At 74.2% G+C, this 19,166-nt stretch carries 16 protein-coding genes; 6 read left to right on the forward strand and 10 right to left on the reverse strand.

Annotation, left to right across the window (positions count from 1 at the left end):
* Window positions 1–114: 114 nt before the first annotated feature.
* Window positions 115–2,745 carry an ATP-binding protein gene (locus EKG83_RS22440; RefSeq protein WP_033429527.1) on the forward strand — a complete coding sequence of 877 codons (2,631 nt, stop codon included), beginning with the start codon at window positions 115–117 and terminating at the stop codon, window positions 2,743–2,745.
* 353 nt (window positions 2,746–3,098) lie between these two features.
* Here EKG83_RS22440 and EKG83_RS22445 read toward each other — a convergent pair whose 3' ends face one another.
* The 4 genes from EKG83_RS22445 to EKG83_RS22460 all read right to left on the reverse strand — a co-directional run bounded on the left by EKG83_RS22445 (window position 3,099) and on the right by EKG83_RS22460 (window position 5,693).
* Entirely contained in the window at window positions 3,099–3,287 is a 189-nt protein-coding gene (locus tag EKG83_RS22445) for a cupredoxin domain-containing protein (RefSeq protein ID WP_153278303.1), read from the reverse strand.
* A gap of 88 nt (window positions 3,288–3,375) precedes the next feature.
* Window positions 3,376–4,539 carry an FAD-dependent oxidoreductase gene (locus EKG83_RS22450; RefSeq protein WP_051765127.1) on the reverse strand — a complete coding sequence of 388 codons (1,164 nt, stop codon included), beginning with the start codon at window positions 4,537–4,539 and terminating at the stop codon, window positions 3,376–3,378.
* Window positions 4,536–5,258: a TetR/AcrR family transcriptional regulator gene (locus EKG83_RS22455; RefSeq protein WP_194283050.1), complete on the reverse strand. Its 723-nt coding sequence runs from the start codon at window positions 5,256–5,258 to the stop codon at window positions 4,536–4,538. Before EKG83_RS22455 ends, EKG83_RS22450 begins: the two co-directional genes overlap by 4 nt.
* An 84-nt stretch (window positions 5,259–5,342) precedes the next feature.
* Window positions 5,343–5,693 carry an STAS domain-containing protein gene (locus EKG83_RS22460; RefSeq protein WP_051765126.1) on the reverse strand — a complete coding sequence of 117 codons (351 nt, stop codon included), beginning with the start codon at window positions 5,691–5,693 and terminating at the stop codon, window positions 5,343–5,345.
* A 153-nt stretch (window positions 5,694–5,846) separates the two neighbouring features.
* Here EKG83_RS22460 and EKG83_RS22465 point away from each other — a divergent pair, with 153 nt between their 5' ends.
* The gene (locus EKG83_RS22465) at window positions 5,847–6,272 is read left to right on the forward strand and encodes an ATP-binding protein (RefSeq protein ID WP_051765123.1); all 426 of its coding nucleotides are present in this window, start codon (window positions 5,847–5,849) and stop codon (window positions 6,270–6,272) included.
* Between the two features lie 18 nt (window positions 6,273–6,290).
* Here EKG83_RS22465 and EKG83_RS22470 read toward each other — a convergent pair whose 3' ends face one another.
* Window positions 6,291–6,653 carry an STAS domain-containing protein gene (locus tag EKG83_RS22470; RefSeq protein WP_051765121.1) on the reverse strand — a complete coding sequence of 121 codons (363 nt, stop codon included), beginning with the start codon at window positions 6,651–6,653 and terminating at the stop codon, window positions 6,291–6,293.
* A 791-nt stretch (window positions 6,654–7,444) separates the two neighbouring features.
* Here EKG83_RS22470 and EKG83_RS22475 point away from each other — a divergent pair.
* The gene (locus EKG83_RS22475; protein ID WP_033429771.1) at window positions 7,445–8,431 is read left to right on the forward strand and encodes a cellulase family glycosylhydrolase; all 987 of its coding nucleotides are present in this window, start codon (window positions 7,445–7,447) and stop codon (window positions 8,429–8,431) included.
* A 280-nt stretch (window positions 8,432–8,711) separates the two neighbouring features.
* Here EKG83_RS22475 and EKG83_RS22480 read toward each other — a convergent pair whose 3' ends face one another.
* On the reverse strand, window positions 8,712–9,101 hold the full coding sequence (locus tag EKG83_RS22480) for a hypothetical protein (protein ID WP_033429525.1): 390 nt from the start codon (window positions 9,099–9,101) through the stop codon (window positions 8,712–8,714).
* Window positions 9,102–9,288: 187 nt separating this feature from the next.
* On the opposite strand from EKG83_RS22480, the gene EKG83_RS22485 reads away from it, so the two are divergent.
* Together EKG83_RS22485 and EKG83_RS22490 are read left to right on the forward strand one after the other, a co-directional pair.
* Window positions 9,289–9,705 carry a nitroreductase family deazaflavin-dependent oxidoreductase gene (locus EKG83_RS22485; RefSeq protein ID WP_033429524.1) on the forward strand — a complete coding sequence of 139 codons (417 nt, stop codon included), beginning with the start codon at window positions 9,289–9,291 and terminating at the stop codon, window positions 9,703–9,705.
* Window positions 9,706–9,730: 25 nt separating this feature from the next.
* Window positions 9,731–10,567 carry a spermidine synthase gene (locus tag EKG83_RS22490; RefSeq protein WP_033429523.1) on the forward strand — a complete coding sequence of 279 codons (837 nt, stop codon included), beginning with the start codon at window positions 9,731–9,733 and terminating at the stop codon, window positions 10,565–10,567.
* Here EKG83_RS22490 and EKG83_RS22495 read toward each other — a convergent pair.
* From EKG83_RS22495 to EKG83_RS22510, 4 genes are all read right to left on the reverse strand, one after another.
* Window positions 10,564–15,729, reverse strand: a complete 5,166-nt coding sequence (locus tag EKG83_RS22495; protein WP_033429522.1) for an NACHT domain-containing protein — start codon at window positions 15,727–15,729, stop codon at window positions 10,564–10,566. The two genes, EKG83_RS22490 and EKG83_RS22495, sit on opposite strands and share 4 nt — an antisense overlap.
* A gap of 73 nt (window positions 15,730–15,802) precedes the next feature.
* Complete coding sequence (locus EKG83_RS22500) at window positions 15,803–16,459, reverse strand: response regulator (protein ID WP_033429521.1); 657 nt, start codon at window positions 16,457–16,459, stop codon at window positions 15,803–15,805.
* Complete coding sequence (locus tag EKG83_RS22505; RefSeq protein WP_033429520.1) at window positions 16,456–17,544, reverse strand: sensor histidine kinase; 1,089 nt, start codon at window positions 17,542–17,544, stop codon at window positions 16,456–16,458. The genes EKG83_RS22500 and EKG83_RS22505 overlap by 4 nt, the downstream gene beginning before the upstream one ends.
* 42 nt (window positions 17,545–17,586) lie before the next feature.
* Window positions 17,587–18,183, reverse strand: coding sequence for a short chain dehydrogenase (locus EKG83_RS22510; RefSeq protein WP_033429519.1), 597 nt, complete (start codon window positions 18,181–18,183; stop codon window positions 17,587–17,589).
* A 69-nt stretch (window positions 18,184–18,252) separates the two neighbouring features.
* On the opposite strand from EKG83_RS22510, the gene EKG83_RS22515 reads away from it, so the two are divergent.
* Window positions 18,253–19,101 (forward strand): LysR family transcriptional regulator, encoded by an 849-nt coding sequence (locus tag EKG83_RS22515; protein ID WP_033429518.1) that lies wholly within the window; start codon window positions 18,253–18,255, stop codon window positions 19,099–19,101.
* Window positions 19,102–19,166: the final 65 nt, after the last annotated feature.

Raw genomic sequence — 19,166 nt, forward strand, 5'->3', positions numbered from 1 at the left:
GCCGGTGACCCTATCGGACCGCGCGGCCGATCGGGCGACGCGCGCGCCCGGTCGGGATGACGGGGGGCGGTGGTGCGGTACAACCGTGCTTGATTGCCCTGGGAGGGGGCGTGGATGATGGGTCGCGACCAGGCAGTGCACTGCACGATCGTCGTGGTGGACGTGGAGGGTTTCGGCGATCCGTGCCGGACGCTGCCCCACCAGTTGGGTGCTCGGGCGGGTTTGTACCGGGTGCTGGAGCAGGCCCTGGGCGCGGCCGGGGTGCGGTGGGGGGACTGCCGTTGCGAGGACCGCGGCGACGGCGTGTTCGTGCTGGTCCCAGCCGAGTACGCGAAGGCGCCGTTGGTGGAGGTGCTGCCGGGGGCGTTGGTCGAGGCCCTGCGGGGGCACAACGGCACCAGCCCGGCGGCCCAGCGGGTGCGGTTGCGGGTGGTGGTCCACGCGGGCGAGGTCGCCCTCGACGCGCACGGCGCCACCTCGACCGCGGTGACCACGGCCTTCCGGCTGCTGGACGCGCCGCCGGTGAAGCGGGCACTCGCGGAGTCGCCCGGCTTGGCCGCGCTGGCGGTGTCGCGCTGGGTGTTCGACGAGGTGGTCCGCCACTCCGCCGTGCTCGACCCGGCCACCTTCCGGCCGGCACCGGTGCGGGTGAAGGAAGTGCGGGACATCGCCTGGATCGCCCTGCCCGACCACCCGTACCCCGCCGATCCCGCCGTGCTCGACCAGCCGGTGGCACCCGGCGGCGGTGTGCCCCGGCAACTGCCCGGCGCGCCGGCGTCGTTCGTCGGCCGCGAGGAGTACCTGGCGGACCTGGACCACGCCCTGACGTCCGCCGCGGGGACGGCGGTGGTGATCTCGGCGCTGGGCGGGGCGGGCGGCATCGGCAAGACCTGGCTGGCGCTGCACTGGGCCCACCGCCACGCCGACCGGTTCCCCGACGGGCAGCTGTTCGTCGACCTGCGCGGCTACAGCCCCGACGGCCAGCCGCTCGACCCGGCGGTCGCGGTGCGCGGCTTCCTCGACGCGCTCGGCGTCGACCCCGGCCGCCTGCCCGCCGACCTCGACGCCCAGGCGGCGCTGTACCGGAGCCTGGTGGCGGGGCGGCGGATGCTGGTCGTGCTCGACAACGCCGCCACCGCCGACCAGGTCGTCCCGCTGCTGCCCGGCAGCCCGACCTGCGCGGTCCTGGTCACCGGCCGCACCAGCCTCACCTCGTTGATCGACCGGCACGGCGCCCGCCACGTCCGACTGGACATCCTGCCCCGGGAAGAAGGCCGTGCCCTGTTGGTCGAACGCCTCGGAGAGCACGGGGTGGCCGCCGAACCCGAAGCGACCGACGAGCTGGTCGAGCTGTGCGGGCGCTTCCCGCTGGCCCTCGCCATCACCGCCCGGCACGCCTTCCGCCACCCGCGGATCCCGCTGGCGGAGGTGGCCGCCGAACTGCGCGACCTGGGCCTGGACATGCTCGACGACGACGATCCCGCCGCCAGCCTGCCCGCCGTGCTCTCGTGGTCCCTGCGCCGCCTCACGGACACCGAGCGCACCGTGTTCGGGCTGCTGGGCATCGCCCCCGGCCCCGACACGACCCTGCCCGCGGTGGTCTCCCTCGCCGACCTGCCCCCGGCCCGCGCGCGCAGGGCGCTGTCGGCGCTGGAGGAGGCGTCGCTGCTCGAACGGCGGCCCCGCGGCCGGTACGCGATGCACGACCTGGTCCGCGCCTACGCCGCCACCACCGCCCTGCCGGACGGCGTGCGGGAGGCGGCCCTGGCGCGGGTGATGGACTTCCACCTGCACACCGCCCACAACGCCGACCACCTCGTGTACCCCCATCGCCCGCTCCTGCAACCCGACCCGCCCTCGCCCGGTGTCCACCCGCACCCGTTGCCCGACGCCGCGGCCGCGACGGCCTGGTTGCAGGCCGAACACGCCACCCTGCTCGCCACCCAGCGCGTCGCGGTCGACCTCGGTCGCCACCACGTCGTCTGGCACCTCGCCCAGGCGTTGAACAGCTTCCAGATCCGGCGGGGGCACCGGCGCGATGCGCTCACCACGTGGCGGGCCGCGCTGAACGCCGCTGCCCACCTGCCCGACCCCGCCATGCGCAGCCGCGCCCACCGGTTCCTCGGCTACGCCTGCTCCCTGTCGGGCTCGCACGAGGAGGCCGTCGGGCACCTGGATCAGGCCCTCGACTTGGCCGCGCGCCACCGCGACACCGCCGAACAGGCACAGATCCACAAGATGCTCGCGTTCACCCGGGGACTGCAGGAGGACCACCGGAGGGCCTTGGACCACGCCCGACACGCCCTCGACCTCCACCGCGCCCTCGGCCAGCCGGTGCGGGAAGCCGACGCGCTCAACACCGTGGGCTGGCACGCCGCGCGGCTGGGGGAGTTCGATACCGCCCGCGACCACTGCCACGCCGCCCTCGTCCTGTACCGACGCCACCACGACCCCAGCGGCGAGGCGCAGACCCTCGGGAACCTGGGGTACGTCGCCCACAAAACCGGGCGGTACCGCCGCGCTCTCGACTACTACGGCCAGTCCGTCGACCTCCTGCGTCGGGCCGGCGACACCTACTACGAGGCGTTGGCCCACGATTGGACGGGGCAGGCACACACCGCCCTCGGACAACACGACCAGGCCCGCAAGGCATGGCGGGAGGCGTTGGAGCTGTACCGGGAACAAGGCCGCGACACCGACGCCGCCCGCGTCCGGCAACAGCTCGACGACCTCGACCCGGGCTGAGCCCCGGTCGACGTTCTCGGTCGACCCGCGCCTCGTGGTGGATGGCGGCGGTCCACCCCCGCCGCCGCCGGAGCCTGCGCCGGGTCTCCCCGAATCGGGAGCCGGGGACGTCGACGTACTCGAGGTGCACCTCGGTCCGCGCCCGCCGCCACCACGCGCCGCGCACGGCGACGTCGAGGTCGACCGAAACAGGTCGACCGGACCGGTGACGACGACCGGTCCGGCCAGGCCGCCCGCGACCAGCAGCGCCCGGCGGGACACCTTCGGCTCAGCCATGGTGGTGCGCCCCGCCCCGCCCCGCTCGTCCGCGACGTGGGTGTCCTCATCGGCGACCGGGGCGTCCTCGGTGACGGTCAACCGGCCGACCACGCCCCGCTCCCGGTGGTCCGCGTCCGACCACTCGGCACCCGGACGTGCACGTCCAGCCCGTCGATGGTGAAGCTGTGGTCGTCAGCGGTGTCGTCGGTGAAGGTGAAGGCCACCGACTGCCCCCGGCCGACGCGCAGCTGGGCGGGGGAGAACCGGTAGTCCGCCAGGTCCACCGTGGGCAGCGCGGCGACCCGCCCGTCGGTCAGCGAACCGGTGTCGTCGCGCAGTCCGGTGATCGGTGCTGTGTGAGTGCCTGACCACTTACCCGCCGACCGCGGTCGCCGGAGGAACGCGGTCACCGGTGAACAAATCGACCAGGGGCCGCGGCGCCTCCGGGTGGAAGACGACCTCCAGGCCCCGGGCCGACTCCGCGGCCGCCTGCTCCGCGCGCCGGAACGCGACCTGCTCGTACGCGGCCAGCGCGGCCTCGGTGTCGCCGCCGTGCCAGGCCAGCAGGCGGCCGAGGTCCGCGCCGTCGGCCAGGGCGAGGTTGGCGCCCTCCCCGGCGAAGGGCGACATCAGGTGCGCCGCGTCGCCCAGCAGCGTCACCCCCGGCACCCTGGCCCAGCGGTGGCCGGCGGGCAGGGCGTGGACGTGGCGCGGCACCAGCGGGCCGTCCGCGTCCGCGATGAGCGCGCGCAGCGCGGGGGACCAGGCGGCGAACCGCTCCAGCAGGGCCGCCTTGGCGGCGCCGGTGTCGGCGAAGTCGACGGTGCCCAGCCACGACTCGTCCGCGCGCAGGGCCGCGTAGACGTGCAGGCCGCCGTCGGTCCCGCGGTGCGCCAGGAAGCCCTTGCCGCCGCCCAGGGCGAAGAACATGCCGCCGCCGACGAGCGCCGCGCTCGCGGGGTGGCGCGCGTCGGCGTCGCGCAGGTCGAGTTCGACGAAGGAGACGCCGGTGTAGGCGGGCACCGCGTCGGAGACCAGGGGGCGGACCCGGGACCAGGCGCCGTCGGCGCCCACGAGCAGGTCGGTGGTGAACGCCGTGCCGTCGGCGAGGGTCACCTCGTGCCGGCCCGCGCCCAGCGCGCGGCACGAGACCGCTTTCGCGCCCCACCGGACGGTGCCCTCCGGCAGGGAGGACAGCAGCAGGTCGCGCAGGTCGCCCCGGTCGATCTCGGGGCGCTCGCCGGTGCCGTCGTCGGCCTCGGCGTGGCGGAGCCGCCCGTGCTCGTCCAGGACGCGCAGCGCTTGGCCACCGGGGTGGACCCCGGCCAGGAACTCCTCGTGCAGCCGCGCTTCCCGCAGCGCGGCCTGGCCGGTGTCGGCGTGGATGTCGAGCATGCCGCCCTGGGTGCGCGCGTGCGGGGACGCCTCCAGGTCGAAGACGCGGGCGCGCAGGCCGTGGACGTGCAGGACGCGGGCGAGCGTCAGGCCGCCCAGGCCGCCGCCGATGACGGCGATCGGGTGGTGGGGCGTGGTCACGGCGAGGTCCCTCCGGGGTTCGTGTCGTGGGGCGTGGTGTCGCGAGGGGTGGCGAGGGTGCCGTTGACGACCGCCCGGAACATCCACCGCAGGCGCTCCCGCGGCGACCCGGACACCAGGTCGTCGCCCAGCGCGGTGATGCGGGGGTGGGTGTCGGGCGACGCCTGGCGCAGGGCCGCCACGAGCGCGTCGTGGTCCTGCCCGGCGGAGGGGTCCGCGTTGCGCGAGGAGTGCTCGGCCGCGGTGGCGGTGGCCACCTGCAGCAGGACGTCCACGCCCCACGCGGCCTGGCCGGGCGGGACGCCGCCCTCGTGCAGCAGGGCCAGCAGCGTTTCCACCAGGGCCAGGTAGTTCCGGCCCGAGGGGCGGGCCACGAGCGCGGAGTGCGCGAGTTCGGGGTGGGCGAACAGGACGCCGGTGTAGGAGGTGAGGACGGCGGCGAGCCGGTCGCGCCAGTCCGCCGGGCCCGTCGCGGCGCCCAGGTCCACCGCGCCCAGGAACTCCTCCAGGACCGCGGCGTGCAGCTCGGCGGTGTTGGCGACGTAGACGTACAGCGAGGCCGGACCGGTGTCCAGTTCCGCGGCCAGGCGGCGCATGGTCACGCGGTGGAGCCCTTCGGACTCCATCACCCGCACGGCCGCGGCCACGATGCCCTCGTAGCTCAGGGCGGGTTTGGCCGGGCGGTCGCGACGGCTCCTGGAGGTGGGGCGAGGGGGCATGGCGGCCAGCGTAACGAACATGTTCGTCACGAACAAGTTCGTCGATGATTTGTGCCGGTCGTCGCAGGTGCGTCGTGGGTCGGGTCAGCCGGTTCGGCGGTCCTCGACCTGGTCGGGCACCAGGTGGTGGAAGGTGCCGGTGCGCCGCAGCACGCGGTCGAGCCACGCCGGGCGGTGCTCCAGGTGCAGCGCCGCCCCGACGGCGTCGGCGGCACGGCGGGCGCCGAGCAGGACGCTCAGGCCGGTCGAGTCGCACAGCGACAGGTCGGTGAAGTCCAGGTGCAGGTGCGCCGGGCGGTGCTCGGCGAGCAGGTCGCTGATCGCGTCGCGCAGCACGTCGCCGTTGCCGTGGACGAGGTCGCCCGACACCAGCACGCGCGCGGTCCGGTCGTCGACCAGGACGACGGTGCAGGTCAGGTGCTCCGGTGCGGTCACGCGTCCCACCTCCATGGTGCGCTGCGGTCGGTTGTGCCCACGAACGGGTGCTCATCGGTGAACGCGGTGGGCGGCAGTCGCTATTGTGGCCGAGTCGCAGCACGGTTGACGGGTCGATCGTCCACGCCCTCCCACGTCTTCGGCGGAGAGGACATGAGGCGCGTGACCCTGCTCGACGAGGACGCGGTCGGCCCCGGGGCGATGGACCTGGTCGAGGACGACCCGCCGCTGGTGCGGGTGCGCCGCTGGGCGGGCGAGGTGCTCTCCGACCTGGCCGGCGACGAGTTGGACGGCTGCCTGCTGGTGGTCACCGAGCTGGTGTCCAACGCCTACGACCACGGGCAGGCCCCGCGCACGGTGCGGTTGCACCGGACGCCGCGGTCGTGCTTCGTGCGGGTCGAGGTCGACGACGCGGCGTTCGGCGAGGTGGTGGTGGGCCGGTCGCGGTTGGGTGCGCAGCGCGGGCGGGGCATGGTGCTCGTGGTGAACCTGAGCACGGCCTGGGGGGTTGACCGGCACGAGCGGGGCAAGACCGTGTGGGCGGAGGTGCCGTGCGCCGCGCTGGAGGTGTCGGGGTGAAGGTGTCGCGCTGGAAGCTCAGTGCGACAGCACCGCGGTGACCGCGTGGTCGAGCGTGTCGCGCACGACCACCGCCCGGTCCAGTTCGGTCACCCGCATCGGCAGCAGCACGGCGCGGTGCCCGGCCACCACCGCCAGCGCCGTCCCCTGACCCCGCGCCTGGACGACGGCCTCGGCCAGCAGTTGCAGGCCGGTGGAGCCGATGAAGCCCACCCGGGACAGGTCCAGCACCAGGCCCCGCGGGCGGTGGGCCAGCTCGTCGACCAGGCGGGTGCGCACGGGGGCGACGGTGGAGGAGTCCACCTCGCCGGTCACCACCACGACGGGGATGCCGCGGTGGTGGACGACGGTGGCCCTGGCGATCTCGTTCGTGTCGAGCACGGGGTGCCTCTCGTTGGGAACCCACGAGGATCGGCAACCGAGCTGCTGCTCAACCCGTATCGTCGCTTCGCGGCGGATCGGTGATTATTCACCGATCTCAACAGTACTTGGCCAACGCTACCCGGCACAATCGGTGGAACCCCTCCGGGGGCGACCGTTGCCGAAGCGTTGGCGAGCGAATGTCGAATGTTGACATTAGGGGTCGGACCCTTGTGTCCCGGCTGTCCGGCCCGGCTGTCTGCGCCAGCCGCCGGGGTCGGTCGCCCGAGTCTGCGGTGTGAGGGTCGCTCGGGTCTGGGGTGTGGGGCCCGCCTGGGTCTGGGGTGTGAGGCCCGCCTGGGTTTGGGGTGTGGGGGCTGTCCGGGTCTGCGGTGTGTGTGGGCGCCTGGGTCTGGGGTGTGGGGGGGCCGCCTGGGTTTGGGGTGTGGGGGCGCCTGAGTCTGGAGCGTGAGGGCTGTCCGGGTCTGAGATGCAGGGAGTCGGCCGCCCAGGGCGGCGCGCGGGGTTCGAGGCGCGTCCGACTTCACCGCTGGCGACATCCGACTTCACCACTGGCGACATCCATCTTTACCGCTTAAGTCAACATCATCCCCACCGCTTGTCCGATCCCGGACAGAAGCGAGCAAGAGTCCTCTCCCGCCGCCCCTTACGAGACGGACCGGTTGACGCTTAACCGGTTAACTGCTTGTATTCGACCTCGAACCGACCGCCCCGTCGCCCGCCCGGTTCGGATGACAACGCTGTCAAGGATGTCAGCGACGAGATGTCAACGACGACATGATGAGGTCGACATGGTCAAACGATGGGCCCTGGCCGCCGTGGCGGCTCTGCTCGCGGCGCTCGCCCCGCTGCTGACCGCCCCCGCGGCATCGGCCGCGAACGGTTTCCACGTCAGCAACGGCCGCCTCTACGACGCCAACGGCAACGAGTTCGTGATGCGCGGGGTCAACCACGCGCACGCCTGGTACCCCGACCGGACCGCGCAGGCCCTGCCGGACATCAAGGCGCTGGGCGCCAACACCGTGCGCGTGGTCCTCGCCACCGGCGCCCGCTGGACCCGGACCAGCCCCTCGGCGGTGTCCACGATCGTCTCCCAGTGCCGGGCCAACCGGCTGATCTGCGTGCTGGAGGCGCACGACACCACCGGTTACGGCGAGCAGGCCGGTGCGGCGACCCTGGGCCAGGCCGTCGACTACTGGCTGGGCGTGAAGAGCGCGCTGGTGGGCCAGGAGCGCTACGTCATCATCAACATCGGCAACGAGCCGTACGGCAACGGCAACTACGGGGGCTGGACCAACGACACCCGCAACGCCATCTCGCGGCTGCGGTCCAACGGGTTCACCCACACCCTGGTGGTGGACGCGCCGAACTGGGGCCAGGACTGGTCGAACACCATGCGCGACAACGCGTCCACCGTGTTCAACGCCGACCCGCAGCGCAACACCGTGTTCTCGATCCACATGTACGGCGTCTACGACACGGCCTCCGAGGTCACCGCGTACCTCAACGCCTTCGTCGGCAGCCGGCTGCCGATCGTGGTGGGCGAGTTCGGCGACAACCACTCCGACGGCAACCCCGACGAGAACGCCATCATGGCCACCGCCCAGTCGCAGCGCATCGGCTACCTGGGCTGGTCCTGGAGCGGCAACGGCGGCGGTGTCGAGTACCTGGACATGGTCTCCGGCTTCAACCGCAACAGCCTGACCTCGTGGGGCAACCGCATCTTCAACGGCGCCAACGGCATCAGGTCGACGTCCCGGCAGGCCAGCGTCTACTGAGGACGGCGGTCGCGGGACCGGCCAGCAACGGCGCCGGCCGGTCCCGCACTGGCGAGTCCGAGTTCTCGGGGGTGCGTGGTCGGGAAAGCGATCGGTGGGCGCCGAGGCGCTGCTTTTCGGGCGCATCGTGGCCGACGGCTCCCCTCGGGGAACCACCCGGGGTCCACCGCACGTCGACCGTTTGCGCGCAGCAGGGCGTGCGCGTGACCTGCTGTCCGTGCACTCCACGTCAACCACATGCCCGTGCGGCCACCGGGCAACCGCACCCACCGCACGGCGGTCAGTGCCAGTAGTCCGCGCGGCGCCACAGCATGGCGGCCAGCATCAGCGGGAACATGACCACGTGCCCGACCACCATCACGGCCGTGCCCGACAGCGCGCCCAGCCAGTACGGCACCAGCAGCACCGCGAACGGCAGGAACATCACCGCCGCCATCTCGGCGGTGCGGGCCCGGGAGTGGCGGCGGACCCGCATCCACAGCGCCATGGCCACGGTCATGTCGGTAACCATGACCAGCGCGCCCACGTCCGGCCGCGCCGACCACTCCGACGGCCACAGCGGGTGCAGCACCACCATGCCGACGACCATGGCGGCGACCATCTCGACGTAGTGCCCGGCGAAGCGGGCCAACTTGCGTGCGGTGCTCCTGGCGGGGTGGGTGATCGTCACGGCGACCCTCCGGCTCGTTCGGCTGTTGCAGACGAGCGTCGTCGCCGGCGACGCCGCTGCCCCGTGCCGGAGGTCACGGTCGGGGGTCACGTCGTGGCACGACCGCGGTGGGATGCCCCTGGCCCGGACCCGGCCGCACTGACAAGATCACCGTGCACCGTCCCCGACCGCGGAGGAACACCCGACGATGAGCGAGGAACGCCGCGTCCAGAACCAACAGGTCATCGACGAGTTCCGCGCCAACGCGGGCGTCGTCGGCGGCGCGTTCGAGGGCATGACCCTGCTCCTGCTCCACCACACCGGCGCGCGGTCGGGCGAGGCCCACGTCTCGCCGCTGGCGTGCGTGCCCGACGGCGACCGCTGGCTCGTGGCCGCGGCCAACGGCGGACGCCCCCACCACCCGGCGTGGTACTTCAACCTGCTGGCCGACCCCTCCGTCGTGATCGAGTTCGGCACCGACACGCACCAGGTCACGGCACGCGTGGCCGAGGGCGGGGAACGCGACGAACCGGCCGGGCTGATCCGGACCGCGTACCCCTTCTTCGCCGACTTCGAGCGCGCGACCACCCGGCAGATCCCCGTCCTGGTCCTCGAACGCCGCTGACCGCCACGGGCCCTAGGGTGGCGGCGTGGAATCTCGCGAGGCCGTGGACCGGCAGGTGAAGTTCGGCGCGGCACGACTGGTGCCCGCCCCGTACCGCCCGACCGGCTGGCTGCTCACGGTCGACGGCGTCCTCCAGTCGTACGTCGACCTGGCCGACCCGACCTACCTGCACCTGCCCTACGCCACGTGGGTCGCCCGCGTGCTGGACCTGCACTGGCCCGCCGGCGAGGCGGTGTCGGCCCTCCAGGTCGGCGGCGCCGGTTTCACCCTCTCCCGGTACCTGGCCGCGACCCGCCCGGGTTCACCCCAGACGGTCTACGAACTGGACGGCCCGCTGGTCGACCTCGTGCGCTCCCACCTGGAGCTGGACGCGGTCGAGGGCCTTGAGGTGCGCGTCGAGGACGGCGAGGCCGGGATCAAGGGCACCCCCGACGCCACCGCCGACGTGGTGGTCATGGACGTCTCCCGGGCGGGCACCGTGGCGGTCCACCTAGCCGCCGTGGAGTTCCTGCGCGAGATCGCCAGGGTCCTGCGCCCCGGCGGCCTCCACCTGGGCAACATGTGGTCCGCGCCGGACATGGCGGTGCCGCTGCGCGCCGTGGCGTCGCTGACCCAGGTGTTCCCGCACGTGGCGCTGCTGGCCGAACCCGGTCTGCTGCTGGGCAAGCGGGCGGGCAACGTGGTCCTGGCCGCCTCCGACCGCGAGCTGCCGCACCGGGGGTTCACCGAGTGGGCGGAGGCCGCGGGCAACCGCGTGTTCTGCCTGACCGCCGACCGGCTGGCGGCCCTGCGCGGAGTGGCGCCGCCGCTGACCGCCGAGCACCCGGCGGAGGCCGTCACCCCGGTGCCGAACTGGGGTTAGAGGGTGGGCAGGAGGTGCCTGGCCTCGGCCCGGCACACCTCGCTCCACCGGGCCAGGGCCCGGGCCGCGCGGCGGCGGACGTGCCCGGGGACGGTGTCGTCGAACGCCATCTCCCGCACCACCACGGCCGCCGCGTCACGGCACTCGCGCCGCAGGTCCACGGCGGTTTCGGCGCACCGGACGCGGGCAGTGGGAGTCAGGTCGCGATTCCGCGCCGTGGCCAGCAGGCCCAGGGCCGCCTCGGTGGGCCTGACCGCGCCGATCGCCTGCCAGACCTGGCGGCGCAGCAGGGGGCTGGGGGTGCTCAGCAGGTCGTCGAGCACCGCCAGCGCGTCACGTCGGGCGGCGGGTGCGACGGAGATCAGGATGCTGGCCGCCCGTGCCCGGGCCGACACGGGCACCTCCGCGTCCACGACCATCTCCGCCAACAGGGTGATCGCCTGCTGTCGGCCGGCCTCGCCCAGTGCTTTCAAGTCGTCGGCGACGTGCACCCGCAGCGCGGGCCGGGCCGCGCGGTCGGCGGTTGTCGCGGCCAGCAGGCGCACCGCCGCCGCCCGGTCCTCGCAGTCGAAGTCGACCAGTTTCATCGCTGCCCGCCACCGCGCCGCGACGGGTCCTGCCTCCTGATCCCGCAGTCGTCGGAGCGGGTCGAGCCCGTCCACCCGCCGGAGCCGGTACAGCGCGTCGACCCGGTCCCGGCCCGAGGAACGGGGATCGGCGAGGACGTCCCGCAGCAGGCCGACGAGGGACTGCGGCGGTGTGGTGGTGAGCTGGATGACCACGTTCGCCGCGCCGATCCGCTCGCGGAGCGGCCGTGCCGCGTCCACCGCGACGCTTTCCACCTCGGCCAGCACCCGCCGGAAGTGGTCGTTGCCCAACCTCGCCAACGCGTGGCGCCCCCGTGAGGTGGTGGGCAGCCCTCGCAGGACACGCGCTGCCTCCGGCACGAGTCGTGTCGACAGGGAGGCCAGGGCGGAGGCGGCCTCGACCCGCTCGCGAGCGGAGGACTCCGGCGCGGCGAGGGCGTCACGCGCAGCGGCCTCGGCCTCGGCGGCGAGTGGCAGGTCGTCCCAGTAGTCCTTGTCGGGCAGCCGGTCCGCGAACTGCAGTACCCGGTCGTCGAGCACCTCCCGCTCGACCTCGGTCCGCAGGGCACGGGGCAACTGCCGCAGCATCGACGCGCGCTTGCCGGTGCTCGCCGGGTGACGGGCGACCGCCATGACCAGGTGGGGTTCGAGGGTGACGTGTGCGCTCAACCGGCCCAGCCAGGACACGCACGAGGCGCGGTCGGCCGGGATCGTGTGCGGGTTGTCGCACAGGCGGCGCAACACACCGACTGCCATCGGGGCGGCGGACCGGTCGAGGGAAACGAGGTCGGTCGCGGCCCACGCGCGGTTGCGCACGTCCTCGTCCTCCCGCTCCGCCAGGTCCCGGTGGAACGCGACCGCGTCGGGCAGCGCCGGTTCGTGCAACTCGGTGAGCAGCAGGAAGGCGTCGCTGCGGTCACCGCGGTTCAGGTGGACGTCACCCGCCTGCCGGCGAAGCTCCTCCAGCGCCGCGGGATGCCCTTCCGGCTCCAGGCGCAGCAGTGCCGCCGCGGCCGCCACGCGGACCTCGCGCGCGGTGTCCCGGTCGGCGAGCAGGGCGTTGAGGCCGGGGACCACATCGGTACCGAGTGCGGCGAGGCGCAGGACCAGGTCCGTCCACGCAGGCGGTACGTCGTCCTCCGGGACCGGCGCGTCTGCGACCGCGTCGGGGTGGAGGGAGGCGAGCATCGCGGTGGCGTCGTACCGGACCGACGGAGCCGCCGATCCGTCGTCGACCAGTGCCCGCAGGGCATCTCGCACCGCCGGCGTCCGGGCGAACCCCAGCACTTCCAACGCCCGCACGACCCGCCAACCGCCGCCGGCTCCCGTCTCCGGGGAGCGGAGCAGCTCATGCAGGGCTTCCGCGACCCTCCCGCGGAGGCCGGGCCCGAAGTCCTTGAAGTACCCCGCGAGGTAGGGGAAGTCGAACTCCGGCACGGTGGTGGAGCGGAGCAGGTCGCAGGCTTGGTCGACCACCGCGCGGTGAAACGCCCGGCCGAGCGGCACCGCGGCGTTGAGGGCGGGCAGCCGGGAGGAGAAGTGCCGTGCGGGGTCCGCGGCGATGGCCAGCAGCACGTCGGCGACGGCCACCCGGTCCACGTCGGACGACGCGAACCGGGACATGATCGGGAACACGTTGATCGGGTCGGGGAGCGGGTTGGCCGGTACCAGCAGTGCCGCGAGCGCGCGGTCGTGGAAGGTGGTGTCGAGCTCGCGCAGCTGACCCCACGCCTCCAGGGCCGCGGCGGCGTCGAGGGCGGTGGTGGCGATGTCCAGCAGGTGGTCGCGCGCCTCGGCGTGGAACCGGGGGCCCGAGCGGATCAGCCTGCTCACGGCGTAACGGCGGCCGTTCGTGGTCGCGCCGCGCTCCGCCGCGATGCCCCGGATCTGCCGCAGGGCCGAGGTCCGGTGCGGTTCTCCCAGGTCGAGAAGGTAGTTGAGGGCGATGACCTGATCGGTGCCCGCGGGGCGCAGTTCGTCCACCAACGGCCACAGCGCCGAGGCAGCCTCGGCGAAGTACTCCGGTCCGAGCTTGCCGAGCGCGTTCGCCGCGTGCATGACGTCGTTGACGGTTGTGCCGGGGTGCTTGGTGATCGAGCGCAGTTCGCGCTCCGCGCGTTCCCGGAACGCCGGGCCGAACTCGGCCAGCCGGCCGGCGCAGTACCGGCGGTGGTAGGAGGTCGCGCCCGGCTCGTCCATGATCGCGAGCACGAGTTCACCGGCGGTGTTCCGCTGCTGGAAGCCGAGCCTGCCGAGCACCTCGGCGGCGTTCACGCGCTCGGAGACGACCCGCCGGGTGTCCTGGGCGAGGTGCGTCAGCGCCTCGACCGCCTCGGTGGCCAGGTCGGGACCGAGCTGCGCCATCCCCAGAGCCGCCCCTTCCCGCCCCGTCTGGCTGCGGACGGGGTCGCGCAGCACCGCGCGGAACGCCTCGGCCGCCCGCGCGTGGTGGTCCGGGCCGATCTCGACCAGGCCGGTCGCCGCCTCCACCACGACCTGGGTCGGCGTCCCCGGGTCGTCGAGCAGACCGGTGAGCGCCGCGACCGCGTCCCGGTTGGCCTCCGGGTCGAACGCGGACAGGATCACCGCGGCGGTGTGGCAGTCCCGGCCCGACGCGTTCGGATCGGCCAGCACGGACCGCAAACCCCGTTCCGCCGCCTCGCGCTCGTCCGCACCGGTCTCCGACAGCCCCTCGGCCGCCGCCAGCCGCACCGACACCGCGGCGCCCTCGTCGTCGACCAGCGCGGTCAGGAACGCGACGGCCTCCGGCGCCTCCTGCCCGCGCAACCGCACCGCCAACGCCGTCGCCGCCTCGGTCCGGGACGCCCAGGGCGCGTCCGCATCACGCATCAACCCGACCAGCCACTCGGCCAACCACGGGTGCCCGGTCGCCCGGCTCACCTGCGACAGGATCGCCGCCGCCGGGTACTGGTTGGTCATCGCCCACCCGCGCGCGGTCCCCAGGAACGCCTGCACGACCTCGGGGCTCGCCGGCAACCGCTTGGCCAGCAGCCGGGCCGCCAGCAGGTGTTGTTCGCCGTCTCCGGCGTGCAGCCAGCGCAGCATCGGGTCGGCCTCGGCCGGGCGCAGGCGGCAGTAGTGCAGGGCCACGGCGCGGGCGAAGCGGCCCCGTTCGCGCGGGCGGGCGGCGTGCAGGAGGCGGACGAAGGTCTCCTCCGGCGCGAACGCCGTCGGCAGGTTCCTCGCGTGCGCGGTCGCGGCCAGGTGCTCGGCGAAGCTGTGGTGCAGGAAGCGGAGGTCGTCGTTGCGCAGGACCAGCGGGCCCACCGAGGCCAGGAACGCGGTCAGCTCCTCCGCCCAACCCCCGGGCAACTCGGTGGTCAGGTGGGTGCGGACCCAGGTCGTGGCCGCTTCGCGCAGCGACGTGTCGCTCTCCAGGCGCACCCGGCCCAGGTGCTCCAGCAGCGGGGTGCGGTACTGCTCGAACGGGCCGGACGGGGCGCGGTCGGAGCGCAGGAACGCCAGGTACGCCTCGTACAGCTCGTACTGGTTGTCCGGCAGGGGGCGGTCGCCGCGCTGGTCGAAGACGACCGCGGCGATGGTGGCCAGGAGCGGGACGCGGACGAGTTCGTCCAGGTGGGCCGCGTGGATCTGGCGGAGGAACCGGTCGGCGGGGCCCTCGGCGGTGAACCAGTTGCGCGCGAAGCGGCGCAGGGCCTCCTCGTCGAACGGCTGCAGCTCGTAGCGGACCGCGCCGACGCGGTGCAGGGGCGCCAGGGCGCCGCCCTCGACTGGCCTGGTCATGAGCACGACCCGGTACGGCGAGTCGGCCGCGCAGCGGGCCAGCGCCTTGACCAGGCGGTCGCGGTCGTCGGCGTCGGCGACCTCGTCCAGGCCGTCGACCAGCAGCAGCCACCGGCACCCGGCGACGCGGTCGGCGAGCAGGTCCGCGGACAGCGGCGCGTGGAGCAGGGAGCCGTAGTCGGCGCGGGCGCTGTCGGCCAGCGCCTCGGGGAACGGGACGCCGCGCCGGGCGGCGAGTTCGCGCGCGGTCACGCGCAGCGGCACCACGGGTTCGGTCAGCGGTTCGTCGCCCCCGGCCAACCAGCGGGACGCGATGTCGGCGGCCAGGCGCAGCGACAGGGTGGACTTGCCCTGGCCCGCGCCGCCCACGACGACCAGGTGGCGGTCGGTGTCGAGGGCTTCGCGCACGGCCCTGGCCGGTGGCCGGACCGCGACCCGGGCGACGGGCGGGGCGGGCACCTCGACCAGTTGGCCGTGGCCGTCGAGGATCGGCTGGGGCGGTTCGGGGCGCGGTTCGTCGGTGCTGCCGCCCAGGTCCTGGCGCACGTAGACGGCGGCGAGCGACGGACGGCGGGCGCCCGGCAGGTGGTGGGGGAGGTCCTCGGCGGCCTGGACCTGGGCGTGGAGCAGGGACCTGGCGGCGTGGGGGAGGGCCGCCGCGTCGTCCCAGGTGCCGGCCTGCCGGGGCGCCGGCGGCGCGGGCTGGGCGTGGAAGTGGAGGTCACCGTTGATCACCGACGCCTGGACGGTGGGGCCGCGGGGGTCGCCCCGGATGAGGTTGGTGGTCCGCGCCTCGTCGTCCCGGTGCACCCGGCCCCCTCTCCGCCGAGGGTGCATCGTCGCACGGTCGACAAGGCGGGCGGGCCGCAATCGTGCGGGGTGCCTAGAGCAGGTCCAGGGCACGGGCGCGCAGGGCGGCCCGGGTGCGGTCGCGGACGCCGAGCTTGGCCAGCACGTTGGTCACGTGGTTCTTCACCGTGCCCTCGGCCAGGAACAGCGCGGCGGCGATCTCCCGGTTGCTGCGACCGTCGGCCAGCAGGCGCAGCACCTCCAGCTCGCGCTCGGACAGCGGCACCACCAGCGGCTGCGGGCGGGGTTCCGGCGGGGCGTCGGGCAGCCGCGCGAACCTCGCCACCACCTTGGCCGCCACCGACGGCTGCAGCACCGACTCGCCCCGGGAGGCGGCCAGCACCGCCTCGACCAGCCGCGCCGAGGACACGTCCTTGAGCAGGTAGCCGACCGCGCCGGCGCGCAGGGCGGCGAACACGTCCTCGTCGTCGTCGAACGTGGTCAGCGCGATGACCCGCGCGCCCGGCCGCTCGACGCGCAGCCTGCGGGTGGCGGCGACCCCGTCCAGCACGGGCATGCGCAGGTCCATCAGCACGACGTCGGGCGCCAGCTCGGCGGACCGGCGCAGCGCCTCGTCGCCGTCGCCCGCCTCGCCCACCACCTCGATGCCGTCGTGGGTGCCCAGCAGGGTCGCCAGCGCCTCGCGGAACAGCGCCTGGTCGTCCACGAGCAGTACCCGGACCGGGTTCATCCCGGCACCTCCACCGTCAACGTGCAGCCCCGTCCGGGGAAGGATTCCAGGTGCACCCGACCGCCCAGGTGCGCGGCCCGCTCGCGCAGCCCGAGCAGGCCGAAACCGGGCGGCCGCCCGTCGGCGGCGCCGGTGCCGTCGTCGCGGACCTCCAGGCGCACCGCCGCGTCGGCGTAGTCCAGCACCAGGTCGACCCGGCCGGCGCGGGCGTGCTTGCGCACGTTGGTCAGGCCCTCCTGCGCGGTCCGGAACAACGCCTCCCGCGTCTCGTCCGGCAGCGGCCGCTGCGCGCCCGACACCGCCAGCCGCGTGGGCACGCCGGCCGCCGAGGTCTCCTCGGCCAGCGAGCGCAGCGCCTCGGCCAGCGGCGGGGTCGGGCGCGGTTCGCGCAGGGCCCGCACCGAGCGGCGCACCTCGGCCAACGCCTCCTCGGCCTGCCGCTGCGCCTTGGCCAGCACGTCGTCGGCCTTGGCCGGGTCGGTCGGCAGCACCGCCCGCGCCGCCTTGACCTGCATCTGCACCACGGTCAGCGAGTGCCCGAGCCCGTCGTGGATGTCGCGGGCCACCCGGTTGCGCTCCTGCGCGGTGGCCAGCCGCTCGGCCTGCGCGGCGTGGTCGCGCAACCGCCCGTGCGCCTCGGCCAGCTCGGTGCGGGACCGCTGCTCGCGGACCAGCAGCTCGGTGACGACCGCGGCGAACAGCACCGCCGCCAGCGTGCCCAGACCCTCGCGCAGCGCCTCGTGCCACGGCATGCCCAGGTGCACCAGCGGGACCAGCGCGACCACCAGGGCGGTGCCGGGCAGCGGGAGCAGCAGCACGCACTGGCTCACCAGGACGACCAGGAACAGCGTGGCACCGACGCTCGGGCTCACCGTGAAGACCAGGAACGCCAACGGGAGCTGGACGGCGACGTAGGCCCACGCCCACCGGGCGCCCCGCTCGCGCACCCACTCGAAACCGACCACGGCCAGCAGCGCGAACACCGCGCCGAGCGGCAGCGACGGCACGGGGTCCCCGGAGGCGAGGACCCCGAGCGCCAGGGTGAGGAACGCGCCGCCGGTCAGCGCCGCGAGAGCCCGTTTCATGCGGTCACTGTGGGGGTGCGGCGCCGTTCCGGTCAACGTGCGTCAGGGGACGAGGACCTGCCCGGTCTGCGCGCCCTCGACGGACCGCACGTAGGCCCGTGCCACCGCGGCGAGGTCGTGCGACGGCATGCCGGGGAAGAACCTGTCGTACTTCGGCAGGTCCTCGGTGACCACGGACGGGCTCACCGCGTTGACGCGCTGCGGCGCGATCTCGACGGCCGCGGCCATGACGAAGCTCTCGATCGCCCCGTTGACCAGGGACGCGACCGTGCCCGTGACGATCGGCTCGCGCGCCAGGACGCCGGTGATCAGGGTGAACGAACCGCGCTCGGCGACGTGCCGGACGCCCTGCCGCACCAGCTCCACCTGGCTGAGCACCTTGTTGTGGAAGCCGGTGCGGAAGTCGTCGGCGGTGAGCTGGTCCAGCGGCTTGAACGGCACGCCACCGGCGGCGCCGACCACCGCGTCCACCGGGCCCGCCGCCGCGTACAGGGCGGCGACCTGCTCCGGGTCGGTGAAGTCGAAGCGCAGGTCACCGCTGGTGCGGCCGACGGAGAGCACGTCGTGGCCCCGCCCGGCGAGGGTCTTGTGGACGACGGTGCCGATGGTGCCGCCGGCACCGATCAAGAGGATCTTCATGCCGTTGACGCTAGGCGCGGTCGGGAATCGGGGGAAATGCTTCTCGTGCCGCGGTTATGCTCGGCGGTCATGAATGTGGAGCTGAGGCACCTGCGGGCGCTGGCCGCCATCGGCGACGAGGGCACCATCACCGGCGCCGCGGCCGCGTTGCGGGTCGGGCAGCCCGCCCTGTCGCGGACCCTGGAGCAGTTGGAGCGCCGGCTGGGCACGCGCCTGGTCGAGCGCACCACCCGCAGCCTCGCGCTCACCGAGGCCGGGCAGCGGATGTGGGAGCACGCGCACCGCATCCTCAACCAGCTCGACGACGCCCTGGCCGAGGTGGTGGGGGGCGGGCGCCCGCTGCGCGTCGGGTTCGGCTGGGCGGCGCTGGGCAGGCACACCGTGCCGCTGCTGCGCGACTGGCGCGCGAAGCACCCCGGCACGCCCACGAAGGTGCGCCGCTGCGACGACCCGGAGGCCGCGCTGCGCCGGGGCGAGGTGGACGTGGCGTTCATGCGCACGTCGCCGGTCGACCCGGCGTTCGCGTCCCGGGTGCTCTACCGGGAACCCCGGCTCGTCGCGGTGCCCGACGGCGACCCGCTGGCCGGCCGGGACGCCGTGCTGCTGGCCGACCTGGTCGACCGGTCGGTGGCGCTGTGCTCGACCGCGGCGACCACGAGCGCGGACCTGTGGCCTGCGGACGCGCGGCCCGAGACGTTCGAGGTGCCCGGGGTCGACGAGTGGCTGACCACGATCGCGCTGGGCGAGGCGGTGGGGGTGACCACGGAGGCGACCGGGCACAGCCACCCGCACCCCGGCGTGCACTACCTGCCGCTGGCCGACGCCGGCCCGGTGGCGGTGCGCCTGGTGTGGCCCCGCACCCTGACCCACCCCGCCACCACCGCGTTCCGCGAGCACGCCGCGACACTCGCCGGGTGAATGGTTCCCGTCGAATGCTCGATTCGAACGCAGTCGAATGCGGATTCCTTGTGCGCCAACACTTC

The organism is Saccharothrix syringae (assembly GCF_009498035.1).
GTDB lineage: Bacteria > Actinomycetota > Actinomycetes > Mycobacteriales > Pseudonocardiaceae > Actinosynnema > Actinosynnema syringae.